Source organism: Nocardia wallacei (assembly GCF_029868745.1).
GTDB lineage: Bacteria > Actinomycetota > Actinomycetes > Mycobacteriales > Mycobacteriaceae > Nocardia > Nocardia wallacei_B.
Genome location: NZ_JARWOP010000115.1, coordinates 29,756 through 51,445 on the forward strand (window position 1 = coordinate 29,756; position 21,690 = coordinate 51,445).

3 protein-coding genes are annotated in these 21,690 nt (G+C 69.5%); all 3 read left to right on the top strand.

The features are described from left to right. Nucleotides 1–7,569: a non-ribosomal peptide synthetase gene (locus QH470_RS08805; RefSeq protein ID WP_280271783.1), complete on the top strand. Its 7,569-nt coding sequence runs from the start codon at nt 1–3 to the stop codon at nt 7,567–7,569. An 18-nt stretch (nt 7,570–7,587) separates the two neighbouring features. Beyond that, entirely contained in the window at nt 7,588–20,640 is a 13,053-nt protein-coding gene (locus QH470_RS08810; protein ID WP_280271784.1) for a non-ribosomal peptide synthetase, read from the top strand. 153 nt (nt 20,641–20,793) lie between these two features. After that, the gene (locus QH470_RS08815; RefSeq protein ID WP_280271785.1) at nt 20,794–21,468 is read left to right on the top strand and encodes a cupin domain-containing protein; all 675 of its coding nucleotides are present in this window, start codon (nt 20,794–20,796) and stop codon (nt 21,466–21,468) included. Nucleotides 21,469–21,690: the final 222 nt, after the last annotated feature.

The following is a 21,690-nucleotide window of genomic DNA, read 5'->3' on the forward strand; positions in this document are numbered from 1 at the left end:
ATGATCCCGTTGTCGTTCGCGCAGCGCCGGCTGTGGTTCATCGACCGGCTGGACGGTCCCTCCGCCACCTACAACATGCCGGTGGCGGTCCGACTGCGAGGCGAATTGGACGAGTCGGCCTTCGCCGCCGCGGTCGGCGACGTCGTGACCCGGCACGAGAGCCTGCGCACCATCTTCGTCGAGGTCGACGGCGTGCCCGCCCAGCAGGTGCTCGACTCCGGCGGCGTCGAGGTGCCGATCGCGATCGCCGACGTGCCCGTCGGCGAGGTGGACGCGGCGGTCGCCGAGGCCGCGCGGCATCCGTTCGATCTCGCGACCGAGATCCCGCTACGGGTCACCGTGTTGCGTTGCGGCGCGGGCGAATACGTGGTGCTGCTGCTGATCCACCACATCGCGGGTGACGGCTGGTCGATGGCGCCGCTGCTGCGGGACCTGTCGGTCGCGTACGGAGCGCGCAGCCGGGGAAGTGCGCCGGAGTGGGAGCCACTGCCGGTGCAGTATGTGGATTACACGCTGTGGCAGCGGGAGTTGCTGGGGTCGGCGGATGATCCGGACAGTGTGGTGTCGCGGCAGTTCGAGTATTGGCGTCGCGAGCTGGAGGGTGTGCCCGAGCACTTGCGGTTGCCCACCGATCGGCCCCGGCCGCGCGCGGCGGGCTCGCGCGGGGACGTCACGGTCATCGAGATCGAGGCGGATCTCCGCGCCGCGGTGGAGCGGCTGGCGGCCCGCGAGGCCGCGTCGGTGTCGATGGTATTGCAGTCGGCCTTGGCCGTGCTGTTGTTCAAACTCGGTGCGGGGGAAGACGTTCCGATCGGCTCGCCGATCGCGGGTCGCACGGACGAGGCCCTGACGGAGCTGGTGGGATTCTTCGTCAACACCTGGGTGCTGCGGGCCCGCGTGGACCCGGCGGCGAAATTCACCGACATTCTCGGCCAGGTCAAGGCGAAGGCGCTGGCCGCCTACGAGAATCAGGACATCCCGTTCGAACTGCTGGTCGAACTGCTCAACCCGGTCCGCTCCACGGCCTATCACCCGCTGGTACAGGTCCTGCTGAGTTTCCAGAACAATGCCGCGCCCGCGCTGGAGCTGCCGGGGCTCGTCATGGAGCCGTACCCCCTGGCCGCGACGACCTCGCAATTCGATCTCGTATTCAATATCGGTGACGCGTCCGCGACCGGCGGCTGGAACGTCCACGTCGAGTACTCGACGGACCTGTTCGACCGGACCACCGTCGAGGCGATGGCCGCACGGCTGGTGCGGGTGCTGCGACAGGCGGCGGCACGTCCGGACATCGCGGTGGGTGCGGTCGAGGTCCTCGATACCGCGGAACGCGAACTCGTCCTGCGCCGATGGAACGAGACCGCCGCCGAGGTCCCGGAGGCCACGCTGACCGGGCTGGTGCGGGCACAGATCTCGCGCACACCCGACGCGGCCGCCGTGCTCTGCGGTGACGCCGCGCTCTCGTATCGGGAACTGGATGTGCGGTCGGCCCGGCTGGCGCGAGACCTGATCGCCCGCGGCGTGCGGCCGGACGATGTCGTCGCGGTGGCCTTGCCGCGGTCCGCGGAGCTGATCGTGGCGTTGCTGGCGGTGCTGCGGGCCGGTGCCGCGTATCTGCCGATCGATCCCGCCTATCCCTCCGAGCGGCTGGCATTCATCCTCGCCGACGCCGGGCCGGTCCTCATCGTGACCGATTCCGGGACGGCGTCCGCGGTGCCCGCCACCGTGGCGGCGCTGTACCTCGAGTCCGTCGACGTGGCCGCGGAGGACGCGCCCGATCTCGCCATCGATGTGCGGCCGCGGCAACTGGCCTACGTGATGTACACCTCGGGTTCGACGGGTGTACCGAAAGGCGTTGGTATCACGCACCGTAACGTGGCGAATCTGGTTGCGCAGGCGTGGTGTGCGGTGCCGGGGGATCGGGTGCTGGCGCATTCGTCGGTGGCCTTCGACGCGTCCACGTATGAGATCTGGCCCGCGTTGTGCGGCGGCGCGACCGTGGTGCTGGCGACCGAGCGGCGTTCGGACCCGGCCGAGATCACACGACTGGCCGAGACTCGGTCTGTGACGAAGATGTTCGCGACGCCCCCGCTGCTGACGGCGCTGGTCGAGCACGCGGAGTCACTGCCGGACAACGCCTTCCGGAGTGTGGTGCAGGTGAATACCGGCGCCGACACCCTCGGAGCCGGGCTGGTCCATGCGGTGCGGGACATGTGCCCTGGTGTGCGGATCGACAATCTGTACGGCCCGACCGAGGCGACGGTCGATGTGACGTCCTCGGTCGTGCCGGACAGTGTCGACGTGACGGTGCCGATCGGTGCTCCGTTGGCGAATATGCGGGTGTACGTGCTGGATTCGTGGTTGCAGCCGGTTCCGGTGGGGGTGGCCGGTGAGTTGTATGTGGCCGGTGCGCAGTTGGCGCGCGGGTATCTCGGTCGGGCGGCGTTGACGGCTGGTCGGTTCGTGGCTGATCCGTTCGATGTGGGTGGCCGGTTGTATCGCACGGGTGATGTGGTGCGGTGGAATCCGGTGGGGGAGTTGGAGTTCGTCGGCCGGGCCGATGATCAGGTGAAGATCCGAGGTTTCCGGGTCGAGCCGGGTGAGGTGGAAGCCGCTCTGGCACGGCACCCTTCGGTGTCGCAGGCCTTGGTGATGACGCGCGACACCGATTCCGGCGACAAGCGGCTGATCGCCTATGTGGTCGCGGACCGAGCCGAGCCCGGCGAACTCGACGGGACCGCGGTGCGCGAGTTCCTCGCCGGACAACTACCGGATTTCATGGTCCCGGCCGCGGTGACGGTGATCGAGTCCATTCCGTTGACCCTCAACGGGAAGGTCGATCGCGACGCCCTGCCCGTCCCGGAGATCACGTCCGCGGTGGAATACCGGGCTCCGGGCACCGAGCCCGAGCGGGTGCTGGCCGGACTGTTCGCGGAGATTCTCGGGGTCGATCGGGTCGGTGCGGACGACAGCTTCTTCGCCCTGGGCGGGCATTCGCTGCTGGCTACCCGGCTGGTGAGCCGTATCCGGGCGGCACTGGGGATCGAGGTGCCGATCCGGACGGTGTTCGACGCACCCACCGTCGCACGGCTCGCGCACCGATTGGACGCCGACCTCCAGGTACGTCCCTCGTTGACGGTCCGGCAGCGCCCCGAGCCCGTCCCGCTGTCGTTCGCGCAACGACGACTGTGGTTCATCCACTGGCTCGAAGGACCGTCCGCCACCTACAACATCCCGGTGACGGCGCGGTTGACGGGCGAGCTGGATATCCCGGCGCTCGAGGCGGCGATCGGGGACGTCGTGACGCGGCACGAAAGCCTGCGCACGATGTTCGCCGAGGTCGATGGCGTGCCCGCACAGCGGGTCCAGGACGCCGACCGGATCCGGCCGCCGCTCACGGTGACCGAGACGACCGCCGCCGAACTGGCGGCGGACGTGACCGCCGCGGTGTGCTACGAATTCGATCTGTCGTCGGAAATACCCTTGCGCGCCACTGTCTTTCGTAGCGACAGTGACCGCGTACTGGTGCTGCTGTTGCACCACATCGCGGGTGACGGCTGGTCGGCGGCGACGTTGCTGCGGGATCTGTCGGTCGCGTACACGGCGCGCAGCCGGGGGACCGCGCCCCGGTGGGAGCCGTTGCCGGTGCAGTATGTGGATTACACGCTGTGGCAACGGGAGCTGCTGGGATCGGCGGACGATCCGGACAGCGTGTTGTCGCGGCAGTTCGAGTATTGGCGTCACGAGCTGGACGGTATGCCCGAGCATCTGCGGTTGCCCACCGATCGGCCCCGGCCCCGCACGGCCGGATATCGCGGGGACGTTGTGGGTTTCGGCATCGATGCCGAAACGCGCGCCGCCGTGGAGCGCCTGGCCGCACGCGAGGGCGCGACGGTGTCGATGGTGTTGCAGTCGGCCCTGGCGGTACTGCTGTTCGAACTCGGTGCGGGAGAAGACATTCCGATCGGTTCGCCGATCGCCGGTCGCACCGATGAGGCGCTGACGGAGCTGGTGGGATTCTTCGTCAACACCTGGGTGCTGCGGGCGCGCGTGGATCCGGCGGCGTCGTTCGCCGAGCTGCTGGGGCAGGTCCGGGCAAAGGCCTTGGCGGCGTACGAGAATCAGGACATCCCGTTCGAGCTGCTGGTCGAATTGCTCAACCCGGCGCGCTCGGCGGCCCATCATCCGCTGTTCCAGGTGATGCTGGCGTTCCAGAACAACACGCTGCCCAGGCTGGAACTTCCGGGAGTCGGCATCGAGCCCTACGCCGCGTTCACCGGCACCGCCCGGTTCGACCTGCTGTTCACCATCGCCGACGCCCCGGCGGGACACGACTGGGGCGGGCTCGTCGAATTCGCCACCGACCTGTTCGATCGGCGGACGGTCGAGGCCATCGCCGGGCGTCTGGTGCGACTGCTGCGGCAGGTGGCCGGGGAGCCCGGCGTGCCCGTCGGATCCGTCGAGGTGCTCGACGCCGGTGAGCGGGAACTGATTCTGCGGCGGTGGAACGACACCGGGGTGCCGGTCGCCGACACCACCGTGGTCGGGTTGTTCCGGGCGCAGGCCGCCCGGACCCCGGACGCGGTCGCGGTCGTCGGTACGGACACCGAGCTGACCTACCGCGAGCTGGATGTCCGGGCCGACGCGCTCGCCGATGCGCTGATATCGCACGGCGTCGGCCCGGAAGCCGTTGTCGCGGTGGCATTGCCGCGCACCGCGGACCTCATCGTGGCATTACTGGGCGTGCTGAAGGCCGGCGGCGGATATCTGCCCGTCGACCCGGCATATCCGTCGGATCGCCTGGGTTTCGTCTTGACCGACGCCGCGCCCGCGGTCGTCGTGACCGACACGGCCACCGGAGAAACGCTGCCGGACAACGACATACCGCGGCTGCGTCTCGACGCCATCGACGCCGGTGCGGCCCGGCGCGACCGGCTCCCGGCGGTGCGGCCGCAGCAACTGGCGTACCTGATCTACACCTCCGGTTCGACGGGCCGCCCGAAAGGTGTCGAGGTCACGCACCGCAACGTCGTGAACCTGATCGCCCAGGCCTGGGACACCGATACCGCGGACCGGGTCCTGGCGCATTCCTCGGTGGCATTCGACGCCTCGACCTATGAGATCTGGCCGGCCCTGTGCGGCGGCGCGGCGGTGGTGATCGCGGGTGCGCAGCGCTCGGACCCGGCCGAGATCAGCCGGTTGGCCGACACCGGGCCGGTGACGAAGATGTTCGCCACACCACCACTGCTGTCGGCGTTGCTGGACTACGCGAAGACCTTGCCGGGCAACCCTTTCCGGGCTCTGCGACAGGTGAATACCGGCGCCGACGTCCTGTCCGCGGCACTGGTGCGGACCCTGCGGGCGGGGTGGGGGGAGATCCGGATCGATAACCTCTACGGGCCGACCGAGGCGACGGTGAATGTCACCGCGTCGGTGGTGCCCGACGGCGTGGCGGGCGCCGTGCCGATCGGTGCTCCCGTGGCCAATACGCGTGTCTACGTGCTGGATTCGCGGTTGCGGCCGGTGCCGGTGCGGGTACCCGGCGAGTTGTATGTGGCCGGTACGCAGGTGTCACGAGGTTACCGGGGCCGGGCAGCGCTCACCGCGGCGCGATTCGTGGCGGACCCGTTCGACGCGGCGGGCGGGCGGCTGTACCGCACCGGGGATGTGGTGCGCTGGAACAGCGACGGGATGCTGGAGTTCGTCGGCCGCGCCGACGACCAGGTCAAGATCCGTGGGTTCCGGGTCGAACCCGGTGAGGTGGAAGACGCACTCGCACAACATCCTTCGGTGTCGCAGGCGGCGGTGACGGCGCACGCCACCGAGACCGGCGCCAAGCAGCTGATCGCGTACGTGAGCGCCGGTGGCGGCACGGTCGACGGCGCGGAGGTGCGCGAATTCGTGTCCGGGCGCCTGCCGGAATTCATGGTGCCCGCGGTGGTGATGGTGGTCGAGTCGATGCCGCTGACCACCGGCGGAAAGCTCGACCGCGCGGCGCTGCCGGAACCGGAGTTCACCTCCGCGACGCCGCATCGGGCGCCGCGCACGCCGCAGGAGCGAATCCTCGCCACCGTGTTCGCCGAGGTGCTCGGGCGCGATCGGGTCGGGGCGGACGACGACTTCTTCGAATTGGGCGGGGACAGTATTCGTTCCATCCAAGTGGTGTCCCGGGCGCGCGCACTGGGCGTCGAAGTCGGTCCGCGGCAGGTGTTCGAATGCCGGACCGTGTCGGCGTTGGCGGCGGTGGCGACCGAACCCGCGAGCGCGGTGACGGACGAGTCGGCCCTCGGCGCGGTGGGCTGGCTGCCCTTGCTGCCGGTGGCGCGGTTCGTGCGCGAGCTGGGCGGCCGGTTCGACGGTTTCCATCAGTCCATGACGCTGGATCTGCCGGTGGGCATCGACCGGGCGGGTCTGGAGGCGACGCTCACGGCCGTGCTCGACCATCACGATGCGCTGCGGTCGCGGCTGGTCGACGACGAGCGCGGCCCCGGACTCGAGATCGCACCGCCCGGTTCGGTGGACGCCGGGATGTGGCTGCATCGCGTCGAGGCGGCCGAACCCGAACCCGCCGAGGTGACCGCCGGACACCTGGCGGCCGCGGTCGGCCGGTTGGCCCCGGCGGCCGGGGTGATGATGCAGTTCGTGTGGTTCGACGCCGGTCCGGCGCGCGCGGGCCGACTGGCGATCATCGCGCACCACCTGGTGGTCGACGGCGTCTCGTGGCGAATCCTGTTGCCGGACCTGGTCTCCGCGTGGCAGGCCGTGTCCGCCGGAACGCCGCCGGACCTCATGCCCACGGGCACCTCGCTGCGGCACTGGGCGCACGGACTGGCCGAACAGGCGTCCGCGCCGGAGCTGACCGAGCAATTGCCGTGCTGGCGTTCGGTTCTCGACGGACCCGACCCGATGCTGGGCACGCGGCCGCTGGACCCGCGGGTCGACGTCATGGCCACCGTGCGCCATACGGTCGTCGAGCTTCCCGTCGTGGAGACCGAGGCGCTGTCGACCACCCTGCCGTCGGTCTTCCACGGCGGCGTGGCGGACGGTCTGCTGGCGGCCCTGGCGGCGGCGGTGACGCGCTGGCGCCGGGCTCGCGGGGTAGCCGAGGAATCGGTGCTGATCTGGCTCGAGGGGCACGGGCGCGAGGAGGAGACCGTGCCGGGCGCCGACCTGTCGAATACCGTCGGCTGGTTCACCAGCGTGTTCCCGGTGCGGTTGCGTGCGAACGCGGCGGCGTGGGAGGAGTTCTGCGCCGGTGGTCCGGCGGCGGGCGCCTCGATCAAGTCGGTCAAGGAGCAGTTGCGCGCGATTCCGGGCAAGGGCATCGGCTACGGGTTGCTGCGCTACCTGAATCCCGAGACCGCCGCGGCACTGCGGCCGTACTCGGCGGGACAGCTCGGGTTCAACCACCTGGGCCGGTTGACCTCGACGGACCTGCTCCCGCAACGACTGCGGGGCGCCGGATGGACTCCCGCACAGGGCGATTCCGGATCGGTGGCGGCCCCGGACTCGGCGATGCCCGCGCTGGCGGTCGTCTACGTCACCACCATGATCGCCGACACCGACTAAGGCCCGGTCCTGCGAGCGGTGTTCGCGACTCCGGCCGGAGTCGCGGACACGGCGGCGGCCGAGGAATTGGCCGGGCTCTGGCGGGCCGCGGCGCTCGGACTGGCCCGGCACGCCGTCGGCTCGGGTGCGGGTGGCCTGACGCCGTCCGACCTGCCGCTGGTGGAGCTGGCGCAGAACGAGATCGAACACTTGGAGCGGCGCTATCCGGGACTGGTCGAGGTCTGGCCGCTGACCGCCATGCAGTCGGGGTTGCTGTTCCATCGCGCGCTGGCGGGCAAGGGGCCGGACTTCTACCACATGCAGGTGGTGTTCGGCCTGACCGGAACGGTGGACCCGGCCCGGATGCGCGCGGCCGGTCAGGGATTGCTCGACCGGTATCCGAACCTGCGGGTCGGATTCGCCGAGGACGCCGCCGGTGTTCCGGTGCAGGTCGTCGTCCACCCGGTCGAATTGCCTTGGCGTGTCGTAGATTTGCGGGACTGCGACGAGGCGGAGGGCGCCGTGGCGCTGGATGCGCTCCTGGCCGAGGACCGGCACACGCAATTCGACGTGGCGACGCCGCCCCTGCTGCGACTGACGTTGGTACTGACCGCCGACCGGCGCTCGGAATTGGTGTTCACCGCCCACCACATGCTGCTGGACGGCTGGTCACTGCCGCTGCTGATCCGAGATCTGCTGCGGCTCTACGGTTCCGGTGGTGACGCCGCGGCCCTGCCGCCGGTACCCGGCTATCGCGAATTCCTGGCCTGGCTGAGCCGATGGGATTCCGGCGCGGGCCTGCGGGCCTGGGCCGCGGAACTCGACGGCTTCGACGAACCCACGATGCTCGCCGGCGCCGCCGACGACGCCGCGCCCGCGGAGGTCGAGCAGGTCGAGGCGCCCCTGCCCGCGGCGACCGCGCAGGCGGTGAGCAGGCGGGCCGTCGAACTCGGGGTCACGGTGAACACGGTCGTGCAGGCGGCGTGGGGGATTCTGCTGGCCGCGTCGACGGGCCGCCGCGATGTGGTGGCCGGGACGACGGTCTCGGGCCGGCCACCCGCGATCGCGGGGGTCGATTCGATGGTCGGCCTGTTCATCAATACCGTGCCCGTGCGCGTGCGGTTCGACCACGGCGACACCCTCGCCGACGTGCTGACCGATCTGCAGGCCCGGCAGGTTGCCCTGCTGGACCACCATCATGTCGGGTTGAGCGATATCCACCGGGCCACCGGGCTGCACACGCTGTTCGACACGCTCATCGGCTTCGAGTCCTATCCCGTCGATTGGACCGGGATCGACGCGGCCGTCACCGCCAGCGGACTCGGCCTCACCGATCTGCGTCCCACCGCGCCGACGCACTACCCGCTGACCGTCGTCGCCGGCGCCGCCCCCGACCTGACGCTTCGACTGGAATACCGCACCGATATGTTCGATCGCGCCACGATCGAGTCCGTCTCGCGGCGGCTGGTGCGGATATTCGAGCAGGTGGCCTCGAACGCGACGGTGCCGGTGGGCTCGATCGACCTCCTCGGCGACGAGCGCGACCTGGTGCTGCGGCGGTGGAACGAGACCGCGCTGGACGTCCGGGACACCACGCTCCTCGGGTTGTTCGAGGCGCGGGTGGCCCGCACTCCGGACGCCGTAGCCGTCGTCTGTGGCGATACGGAGCTGACGTATCAGCAGCTCGATTCCCGGGCGGCCCGGCTGGCGCGAGTGCTGGTCGCGCGTGGCGTGGGACCCGACACGCTCGTGGCCGTGGCGCTGGGGAGATCCGTGGAGCTGCTGGTGGCGCTGGTGGCGGTGGTGCGGGCCGGTGGCGGCTACCTACCGGTCGATCCCGCCTATTCGGCGGATCGGGTGGCGTTCGTGCTCGCCGACGCCGATCCGGTCGTGATGGTGACCGACCGATCGACGGCGGACCGCTTGCCGCGCAACGCGATACCGCGCCTGTATCTGGACGAGGTCGGCGAGGCGGGCGGCCGCGATCGAACGGCGGCGGTGCGGCCGCGGAATCTGGCGTATGTCATCTACACCTCGGGTTCGACGGGTGTACCGAAAGGCGTTGGTATCACGCACCGTAACGTGGTGAATCTGGTTGCGCAGGCGTGGTCTGCGGGGCCGGGGGATCGGGTGCTGGCGCATTCGTCGGTGGCCTTCGACGCGTCCACGTATGAGATCTGGCCCGCGTTGTGCGGCGGCGCGACGCTGGTGCTGGCGGCCGCGGAACAGTCCGACCCCGCCGAGATCACCCGGCTGGTCGAGACCCTGTCGGTGACGAAGATGTTCGCTACGCCGCCGCTGTTGTCGGCGCTGGTCGAGTACGCGGAGTCGTTGGAGCGTCAGCCGTTCCGGAGTCTGACGCAGGTGAATACCGGCGCGGACACGCTGACCGGGGGATTGGCCGCCGCGGTGAAAGCGGTGTGCGGCGGCGTCCGGGTCGACAATCTCTACGGTCCGACCGAGGCGACCGTCGATGTGACGGCGTTCAGCGTGCCCGACGGCACGAAGGGCTCGGTGCCGATCGGCGCTCCGGTGGCCAATACCCGGGTGTACGTGCTGGATTCGTGGTTGCTGCCGGTCCCCGTCGGTGTCGCGGGCGAGCTGTATGTGGCCGGTGCGCAGGTAGCGCGGGGATATCTCGGTCGGGCGGCGTTGACGGCTGGTCGGTTCGTGGCTGATCCGTTCGATGTGGGTGGCCGGTTGTATCGCACGGGTGATGTGGTGCGGTGGAACGCGGTGGGGGAGTTGGAGTTCGTGGGCCGGGCCGATGATCAGGTGAAGATCCGTGGCTTCCGGGTCGAGCCGGGGGAGGTGGAAGCCGCACTCGCACAGCATCCTTCGGTATCGCGGGCCGCGGTCATCGCGGTGGACACCGGGACCGGCGGCAAACAGCTGGTGGGATACGTCGCCCCCGGCGTGGCCGGACTCGAGGGAACACGGCTGCGCGAGTTCGTCTCCCGGCGACTGCCGGAGTTCATGGTGCCGGCCGTCGTGATGGTGCTCGACTCGATTCCGTTGACCGCCAACGGCAAGGTGGATCGCAAGGCGCTGCCCGCTCCCGAGGCGGCGCCGTCGGCGCGCTACCGGGCGCCGGGCACCGCCGAGGAGCGGGCGCTGGCCGCGGTGTTCGCCGAGGTGCTGGGAGTGGAGCGGGTCGGGGTCGACGACAGCTTCTTCGAATTGGGCGGGGACAGCATTCGTTCCATCCAGGTGGTGTCGCGGGCGCGGGCGCTGGGCGTGGTGGTGAGCACGCGGGAGGTGTTCGAACGCCGGACGGTGGCGGCCTTGGCGGCCGTAGCCGATGGGCGCGCGGCGGATTCGGTGCTACGGGAACCGGCGGGCGCCGGAGTGGGCTGGATGCCGCTGCTGCCGGTGGCACGGTTCGTGCGGGAGCTGGGCGCCGGTTTCGACGGTTTCAATCAGACCATGGTGCTCGAGCTGCCGGCCGGCATCGACCGAGCGGGCCTGGTGGCGACGCTGACGGCGGTCCTCGACCGTCATGACGCGCTGCGGTCGCGGCTGGTCGACGACGAGCGCGGTCCGGGACTCGAGATCGCACCGCCCGGTTCGGTGGACGCCGGGATGTGGCTGCATCGCGTCGAGGTGAGTGAGGCTTCCCGTGCGGACGTGATCGCCGCGCAGCTGGAAGCCGCGGTCGGCCGGTTGGCTCCGGCGGCCGGAGTGATGATGCAGTTCGTGTGGTTCGACGCCGGTCCGGCAGAGGCGGGCCGGCTGGCGATCGTGGCGCATCACCTGGTGGTCGACGGTGTGTCGTGGCGAATCCTGTTGCCGGACTTGGCCGCCGCGTGGCAAGCGGTGGCGTCCGGAGCGCAGCCGGTGTTCGCTCCCGCGGGGACATCGATGCGGCGGTGGGCGCGCGGACTGGCCGACGAGTCGGTCCAGCCGCGTCGGGTGGCCGAACTCTCCTGGTGGCGTGGCGTTCTCGACGGACCCGATCCGATGCTGGGCGCGCGGCCGCTACGGCCGGACGTCGACGTCCTGGCCACCGTGCAGCATGTCGAGGTGCCGATTCCAATGGCCGAGACCGAGATCCTGGTGACGACCCTGCCCGCGGTCTTCCACGGTGGCGTCGAGGACGGGCTGCTGGCGGCCCTGGCGGTGGCCCTCACGCGCTGGCGTCAAGCGCGCGGGGTCTCCGAGGAATTTGTCCTGCTCCGGCTGGAAGGCCATGGGCGCGAGGAGGATACCGTTGCGGGCGCCGAGCTGTCGGACACCGTCGGCTGGTTCACCAGCATGTACCCGGTGCGGCTGCGGGCCGCCGCGACGGCGTGGGATCGACTGTGCGCGGGCGGCGACGCCGCGGGCGACCTGGTCAAGTCGATCAAGGAGCAATTGCGGGCACTGCCGGACAAAGGCATCGGCTACGGGTTGCTGCGGTACCTGAACCCCGAGACGGCCGCCGTCCTGCGGCAGTTTCCGGACGCCCAGATCGGATTCAACTACCTCGGCCGGTTCACCTCGGCGGATCTGCTGCCGCAACGATCGCGGGGAGCGGGCTGGGCGCCCGCGGCCGACGCCGGACCGGTGATCACGCCGGTGGACCCCGCGTTGTCCGCGATGCCGGTGATGTCGGTGCTGGACATGAGCGCCATGGTGATCGACACCGACGCCGGTCCGGAGCTGCGGGCGGTGTTCGCCGCGCCCGCCGGGGTGCTGGCGGAGTCCGAGGTGCGGGAGCTGGCCGAGCTGTGGCGAAGCGCGGCACTGGGATTGGCACGCCACGCCGCGACGCCGGGCGCGGGTGGCTTGACGCCCGCGGACCTGCCGCTGGTGGAATTGGAGCAGGCCGAGATCGAACTCCTGGAGCGACGCTATCCGGGACTGGTGGACGTGTGGTCGCCGACCTCGATGCAGTCGGGGCTGCTGTTCCATCACGGGCTGGCGGACACCGGCTTCGACGCCTATCACATGCAGGTGGTTTTCGGCCTGGCCGGGCAGGTCGATCCGGCCCGGCTGCGGGCGGCGGGTCAGGGCCTGCTCGACCGGTATCCGACACTGCGGGTGGGTTTCGCGGCCGACTCCCACGGCGCACCGGTTCAGGTGGTCGTCGACGGTGTCGAATTGCCTTGGAACGCAGTGGATCTGCGCGACCTGGACGAGGCCGGACGGGCGGGTGCGCTGCGGACATTGCTGGACGAGGATCGGAACGCGCGTTTCGATGTGACGACCCCGCCGCTGCTGCGGCTGACATTGGTGCGGACGGCCGAGCAGCGATCCGAACTGGTGGTCACCGCCCATCACGTCCTGTTGGACGGCTGGTCGCTGCCCCTGCTGATCCGGGACCTGTTGCGGCTCTACGGTTCCCGTGGCGACGCCCACCGCCTGCCCGCCGCACCGGACTACCGGGAATTCCTGACGTGGCTGCACCGGCAGGACCGCGACGCGGGCCTACAGGCATGGATGCGGGAGCTGGAGGGTGTCCACGAACCCACACTGCTCGCCGACAGTCTCGGAAAGCCCGGTGGCGCAGCGCCTTCCGAGGCAGCCGATGTCGACCGGGTCGAGGTGGAAGTGACCGCCGAGACGGTCTCGGCGCTGGGCCGCCGGGCCAAGGCGCTCGGGGTCACGGTGAACACCGTCGTCCAGGCGGCGTGGGGGATGCTGCTGGCGGTGTCGACCGGTCGCCGCGACGTCATCGCGGGAGCGACCGTCTCGGGACGGCCGCCCGCGATTCCGGGCGTGGATTCGATGGTCGGATTGTTCATCAACACCGTGCCCGTGCGGATGCGATTCGATCCGCGTGACACCTTCGCCGCTGTGCTGAACGATCTGCAGGCCCGGCAGGCGGCCCTGCTGGACCATCATCATGTCGGATTGAGCGAGATACATCAGGGCGTGGGGTTGCCCGTCCTGTTCGACACGCTCATCGGATTCGAGTCCTATCCCATCGACCAGGACGGGATCGGCAGCGGCGCCGCCGACAGCGGCATCGCCCTCACGGGTGTGCGCTCCGATACGCCCTCGCACTACGCGGTCACGCTGGTCGCCACCGCCGTCCCGGACGTGCGCCTGCATCTGGAATACCGCACCACCGTGTTCGATCGGTCCACGGTCGAGGCGATGGCGCGCAGGCTGGTGCGGATCTTCGAACAGCTGGCGGCGGACCCGAACGCCGCGTTGCGGTCGATCGATGTGCTCGACGCCGGCGAACGAGAAGCGGTGCTGCGCCGATGGAACGAGACGAGCGCCGAGGTTCCCGGTGGCACCGTCGTCGCGCGGTTCCGGGAACAGGTCGCGGCGACGCCGGACGCGGTGGCCGTCGTGTGTGGTGACGTCGAGGTGACATATCGCGAACTCGACAGTCGCGCCGAGCTTCTCGCCCACGCCCTGACCGCGCACGGGGTGCGTGCGGACGCCGTGGTCGCCGTGGTGTTGCCGAGATCGGCGGAATTGATCGTGGCGCTGCTGGGCGTGCTGAAGGCCGGTGGCGGATATCTGCCCATCGATCCGGCCTACCCGTCCGATCGGCTGGCGTTCGTCCTCGCCGATGCCGACCCGGTGGTCGTCGTCACCGATCGGGTCAGCGCGAATGTGCTGCCCGACAATCCGATTCCCCGGCTGTGGCTCGACGCCGTGGACGCCGAACAGGGCTCCGGCGACGATCGAATCGTCACGGTGCGGCCGCAGAACCTGGCATATCTGATCTACACGTCCGGTTCCACGGGTGTGCCCAAAGGTGTCGCGGTCACCCACCGGAACGTGTCGGCATTCGCGGCCGCACCCGGGTGGCGGGGCGATGCGCACGACAGCGTGCTGATGCATTCCTCGGTGGCCTTCGACGCCTCCACCTACGAGATCTGGGTGCCGCTGCTCCGCGGCGGCCGGGTGGTCGTCGCACCGGCGGAGCACGCCGATATCGCGGCCCTGACCCGTGTGCTGACCACGCACGCGGTCACGGCGGCATTCTTCACCACCCGGCTGTTCGAAGTACTCGCCGACGACCACCCCGAGGCCCTCGCCGGGCTTCGCGAGGTGTGGACCGGTGGCGAGGACATGCCGCCGGAGGTGTTCCGGCGGGCGGTGCGGAGGTCTTCCGGGACGCGCGTCGTGCATGTGTACGGGCCGACCGAGACCACGACTTTCGCCGTCCGCCGGTCGTTCGAGGCCTCGGAATCCGTCGCGGGCACAGCGGTGCCGATCGGGCGTCCGTTGGCGAATGTCCGTGCGTACGTGCTGGATTCGTGGTTACTGCCGGTTCCGGTGGGTGTGGCCGGTGAATTGTATGTGGCCGGTGCGCAATTGGCGCGTGGGTACCTGGGCCAGGCCGCGCTGACGGCTGCGCGGTTCGTGGCCGATCCGTTCGATGCGGGTGCTCGGTTGTATCGCACGGGTGATGTGGTGCGGTGGAACGCGGTCGGAGAGTTGGAGTTCGTCGGCCGGGCCGACGATCAGGTGAAGATCCGCGGTTTCCGGGTGGAGCCGGGCGAGGTGGAAGCCGCACTGGCGCAGCATCCCTCGGTGTCGCAGGCCGTCGTGACAGCCCGCGATACCGGTTCCGCCGGCAAACAGCTGATCGCGTACGTGGTGGGCGACGGCCGTGTGCTCGACGGCGGGGATGTGCGTCGATGGGTGGCCGACCGGCTGCCGGAATTCATGGTGCCGACCGTGGTCACGGTGATCGACTCGGTGCCGCTGACCGTGAACGGCAAGCTGGACCGCGCGGCGCTGCCACAGCCGGAGCTCGCCTCCTCGGCACGGTATCGAGCCCCCGGGGGCGAGCGCGAGCGGGTACTGGCGGAGTTGTTCGCCGAGGTGCTGGGCCTCGCCCAGGTGGGTGTGGACGACAGCTTCTTCGAACTGGGCGGGCACTCGCTGCTGGCGACTCGCCTGGTGAGTCGAATCCGTGCGGTGCTGGGCGTCGAGGTGTCGATCCGGACGGTGTTCGACGCTCCGACGGTGGCGCAGTTGGCAACTCGGCTGGATGTGCACGCGCAGGTGCGCCCGGCAATGTCGGTGCGGGAGCGGCCGGACATCGTTCCGTTGTCGTTCGCGCAGCGGCGGCTCTGGTTCGTGCACCGGCTGGAGGGCCCCTCGGCTACGTACAACATTCCGTTGGCCGCTCGGCTGCGGGGCGTGTTCGATCCCGTGGCGTTCGAGGCGGCGGTGGGCGATATCGTCGCGCGGCACGAGAGTCTGCGGACGGTCTTCGCCGAGGTGGACGGTGTGCCTTCGCAGCGGGTGCTCGACGTCGCGGATCTCGAACTGCCGGTGACGGTTGCGCAGGTGGATTCCGGTGCGCTGGACGCGGCCGTGACCTCGGCGCTCGGGTACCGGTTCGATCTGTCGGCCGAAATTCCGATCCGCGCGACCGTCTTACGGTCCGGTTCCGGCGAGAGCGTGCTGGTACTGGTGATTCACCATATCGCCGGTGACGGCTGGTCGATGACGCCGCTGCTGCACGATCTGGCCGTCGCCTATACGGCACGGCTGCACGAACAGGCCCCGGAGTGGGAGCCGTTGCCGGTGCAATACGTGGACTACACGCTGTGGCAACAGGATTGGCTGGGCTCGACCGCCGACCCCGACAGCATCGTCTCCCGTCAATTCGAGTATTGGCGGCGCGAACTCGACGGCATGCCGGAGGAGTTGCCGCTACCGACCGACCGGCCGCGGCCGCGCGTGGCGTCCTATCGCGGGGATCTGGTCACGTTCGACATCGACGCGCGGACCAGAGCGGCGGTGGAGCGGCTGGCCGCCCGCGAAGGGGCGACGGTGTCGATGGCGCTCCAATCGGCGCTGGTCGTCCTGCTGTCCAAACTCGGTGCGGGAGAGGACATTCCGATCGGCTCGCCGATCGCCGGGCGCACCGACGAGGCGGTCGCGGACCTGGTGGGATTCTTCGTCAATACCTGGGTGCTGCGCGCGCGGGTCACCGCGGCGGCGGCGTTCACCGAGATCCTGGGCCAGGTCCGGGCAAAGGCGTTGGCCGCGTACGAGAACCAGGACGCGCCGTTCGAACTGCTCGTCGAATTGCTCAACCCGGCCCGCTCGGCGGCGCGTCACCCGCTGTTCCAGGTGACGCTGGCCTTTCAGAACAACGCCCTGCCGACGGTCGCCCTGCCGGACGTCGAACTCCGGCCCTATCCGACGACCGTCTCGACCGCGCGATTCGACCTGTTCTTCAATATCGCCGACGCCCCGGCCGGTCACCCGTGGAGCGGTTTCGTCGAGTACGCGACCGAGTTGTTCGACCGGTCGACGGTCGAGGCGATGGTGGAGCGGCTGCTGCGGCTCCTGCGGCAGCTGGTGTCGCATCCGGATACGCCGGTCGGGGCGATCGATGTGCTCCGCGACGACGAGCGCGAGCTGGTGTTGCGGCAGTGGAACGACACCACCGCCCCGGCCGCCGCGCAGGCGACTCTGATCGGCTTGTTCGAGGCCCAGGCCGCCCACACCCCCAGCGCGCTCGCGGTGGTCCACGGTGACGACGAGGTGACCTACGGCGAACTCGGTCGCCGCGCCGATGGGCTCGCGCGGATCTTGACATCGCGGGGCGTCGGCCCGGATACCGTGGTCGCGGTGGCCTTGCCGCGGTCGGTGGATCTGCTCACGGCGATGCTGGCCGTGCTGAAGGCCGGCGGCGGGTACCTGCCGATAGATCCTGCCTATCCCTCGGAGCGGCTGGCGTTCATCCTCGCCGACGCCCGTCCCGTGCTTGTCGTGACCGACTCCGTGACCGGAAACATGTTGCCCGACAACGGATTGGCGCGCCTGCATATCGACGCGCCGGGCGCTGCCGACGGGGCGGCTCGCGGCCGGGACGTAGCGGTGCGGCCGGAGAATCTGGCGTACCTGATCTACACCTCGGGCTCGACCGGCGTTCCCAAAGGCGTCGAGGTGACGCATCGCAATGTGGCGAGCTTCGTAGCGCAGGCGGCGCGGCCCGGGAGTCCCGAGGATCGGATCCTGGTGCACTCGTCGGTGGCGTTCGATGCCTCGGCATATGAGATCTGGCCCGCCCTGTGCAGTGGCGGCGCGCTGGTGATCGCGGGTGAGCAGCGCTCGGATCCGGCGGAGATCGCGCGGTTGGTCGAGGCCCGCGCGGTGACGGCGATGTTCGCGACACCGCCCTTGCTGGCGGCGCTGCTCGACCATGTCGGGACGCGGTCGGGCAATCCGCTGCGGACGCTGAGCCGAATCCTGTCCGGCGGAGCCGAATTGACGGCGCGTATGGTGCGCGAGCTGACCGACGCATACCCGGATATCCGGGTCGCGAACGGTTACGGCCCCACCGAGACGACCGTGTACGTCACCCGGTACGACTGGCGGGAAGCCATCGACGGAGCCGTTCCGATCGGCCGCCCGATCGGGAATGTCCGTGTGTACGTGCTGGATTCGGGGCTGGCGCCGGTCCCGGTCGGGGTGGCCGGGGAATTGTATGTGGCGGGCGCGCAATTGGCCCGCGGATACCACGATCGGGCCGGGGCCACGGCCGCGCGGTTCGTGGCGGATCCGTTCGGATCGGGCGGCCGGTTGTATCGCACCGGCGATATGGTGCGCTGGAATGCCGCGGGCGAGCTGGAATTCGTCGGCCGGGCCGACGATCAGGTGAAGATTCGTGGTTTCCGGGTCGAGATCGGGGAAGTGGAAAACGCGCTCGCACAACATCCTTCGGTCTCGCAGGCCGTGGTGTTGGCGCGGGAAACCGGCCTCGGCGACAAACAGCTGGTCGGCTACGTGGTCGCCGACAGATCCGGGCCGGTGGTCGGGCAGGACGAACTGGTCGGGCAGTGGCGGCAGGTGTACGACGACCTGTACGCGGGCGCCGAGGACGCCGGCGACGGCCCGGCGTTCGGCGCGGATTTCGGCGGGTGGAACAGCAGCTTCACCGGGGAGCCGATTCCGTCCGAGCAGATGCGCGAATGGCGGATGGCCACCGTCGAACGCATTCGTGAGCTGACGCCACGCCGCGTGCTGGAGATAGGTGTGGGTTCGGGCCTGATACTGTCGCAGCTCGCGCCCGAATGCGAAGAGTATTGGGCGACAGACTTTTCCGCGCCCACCATAGCCACGCTCCGGAGGCAGCTGGACGCGCTGGGAGTCGAATGGGGTGACCGCGTCATCCCGAGCGTGCGGGCCGCCGACGATACCGACGGCCTGCCCGAAGGCTACTTCGACACCGTGGTGCTGAACTCGGTGATCCAGTATTTCCCCGGCGAGGGTTATCTCCGCACGGTCCTCGAACGCCTGGAAAGACTGCTGGCCCCCGGCGGCGCGGTCTTCCTCGGCGACGTGCGCAATGCGGCGTTGCTGGCGGAGTTCGCCACCGCGGTGCAACTCGCGCGCACCGGCGACACCGATCCCGCGGCGGTCGGCGCCCGGGTGCGCCGGGATATCGCGGCCGAACAGGAACTGTTGCTGGCGCCCGAATACTTCGTGGGATTGTGCCGCGCCGCAACCGGTTTCGACGCCGTCGATATCCAGCTTCAGCGGGGCTACGCGGTCAACGAGCTGACCCGGTATCGCTACGATGTGGTCCTGCGCAAATCGGCCACGGCCAGGCTCTCGGTGGCCGACCTGCCGACCATCGAATTCCGCGACCGTGATCGGTTGCGCACGCTCCTGGAGGCGCCGCGGTCCGGCGGAATTCGTGTCACCGGTATTCCGCATATCGGCTTGATCGACCAGGTCGGCGCGACACGCAGCATCGGGGATGGCCTGCCCGTCATCCCCGCCGGAACCCTCGCCGTCGATTTCGAAGGTGTCCTCGACGACGGCCGGCGGGCGGATACGGCACTGCTGCCGGAGGATCTGCACGCGCTGGGACAGCGGTTCGGCTACCGCACGGCGGTGACCTGGTCGGCCGACAAGGGCCGGATGGACGCGATCTTCCTCGACATCGCGACCACCGAAGACCGGCCGCTGACGGATATCTACCTGCCGCCGGACGCGGTGGGTGACGATCTCACCGCCTACGCCAACAATCCGCGCGCCGGTCTGCTGGCCGCCGATGTGCGCCGGTGGGCAGGCGAGCGCCTCCCCGAATTCATGGTGCCCGCGGTGGTCATGGTGATCGAGTCGCTGCCACTGACCGCGAGCGGAAAACCGGACCGCAAGGCGCTGCCGGACCCCGAATTCGCCTCCGCGAACGAATATCGGCCGCCGGGCACCGAGCGAGAGCGGGTGCTGGCCGGGTTGTTCGCCGAGATCCTGGGCATCGACCGGGTCGGCATCGACGACGACTTCTTCGCGCTGGGCGGGCATTCCCTGCTGGCGACCCGCCTCACCAGCCGAATTCGGGTGACACTGGGGGCGAATGTGCCGGTCCGATTGATATTCGACGCGCCGACGGTCGCCCGATTGGCGGCCCGGCTCGAGGACGGCACGGAATTCGGCACGGATTTCGACCCGGTGCTGGTGCTGAAGGACTCCGGGACCCGGGAACCGCTGTGGTGCCTGCCGCCCGGCGGTGGTCTCGGCTGGTTCTATCAGCAACTCGGACCGCACCTGCCCGACCGGCCGATCCATGCGGTCCAATCCCGCGGGCTCGACGGCGGGGCGATGGCCACCTCGTTCGAGGAAATGATCGACGACTACGCCGACCGAATCCGCACAGTGCAGAAAGAGGGACCGTACTTCCTGCTGGGGTGGTCCTACGGCGGCATCGTCGCCCACGCGCTGGCGCAGCGACTCACCGAGCGCGGAATGCCGATCGGATTCCTGGGGGTCGTCGACAGCAAGCCGCCCGTGCCCGCGGTCGATCAGCCGGACGTCTCGGAACAGGACGCCTTGGCCAGCCTGCGGGAGTGGATGGCCGACAGATTCGGTGAGCACCTCGAGGCGCCGGTCGTGCAGGAACTGGCGCAGCGCGCGGCGCGGGTCCTCATCAACAGCAGCACATTGCTGGAAGGCTACGTCGCACCAATCTACGACGGTGATCTCACGATATTCGGCGCCGCACTGGACGCCGAGGGTGATCCACTTCCCGATTTCGCGGACGACCTCGAACAAGCCTGGCGCCCGCACATCGGCGGACGGGTGCGCGTGCTCGAAGTGCACTGCGCCCACGGCGATTTCGACCGTCCCGAGAATATGAGCACGGTGGGGCGTCTGCTGAACGACCTCTTGTGACCGCCGGGGGCGGCGCAGGGGGTCGTCAGCGCACGTTCATCGCCGGAAAACAAGGGACCTTTGGCACGAAAATCGGGACCGGCGAACGTTCATCGAACGGTTGCTACGGCGTAGCGTTCGCCCTGGGTCGGCCGAACGGTGAGGTGACCGGACATGACGAAATTCGTGCAGACGATCGAGTTCAAGACCACACGACTCGACGAATTCAACAGAAATCTCGACCAGTGGCTCGCGGTAACCCAGGGTAAGCGGGCCGCGACGCACAGCATGGAGACCAAGGACCGCGATCAGGACGACACGTATCTGCAGATCGTGGAATTCCCGTCCTACGAACAGGCCATGGCGAACTCCGCGATGCCCGAGACGGCCGGGTTCGCCGAATCGCTCGCCGCACTCTGCGACGGGCCGGCGGTATTCCGCAACCTGGACCTGGTCCGCGAGGACGACATGGCTCCCCACGAGACACCCGGCCTCCAGGTGCGGAGTTTCGACACGCCTGACGAGACACGGCGATTCGAGGCCGGCAGCGGCCGGCTCGAGGTCCTCGCGGCGGCATCCGGCGCGGTCGGCCGCGGCACCTTCCTCCCGGGCTGGCGCTGGTCCACCCACGTCAAGCCGATCGCGGGCACCGACAGTTGCGAGGCCGCCCACGTCGGATACTGCGTCTCCGGGCGGATGCACATCGTGCTGGACGACGGATCCGAAGGCGAGGTCGGCGCCGGCGATTTCATGGTCTGCCCGCCGGGGCACGACGCCTGGACCGTCGGCGAGGAGCCCTGCGTGCTCATCGACTGGGCGGCAGCCGCCGACTACGCCCGGCGCCACTGAGGTCGGGGCCGCCGGGTTGTTCACGCAGATGGACATGTCATCTGGTCGGGACCCCTACCACTCCAAGGTCGATTGACTTAATCTACTGACGACCTGGAGAACGGATCTCAGAAGATGGCACTTCCCGGCATATCTGGTAACTCGAGGACGAACGACCGGGAGAACGCTGTCCTACCAGGCCTTCGATAGCTGCGCCCGGCATGCGGATACCCCTGCGGGGAT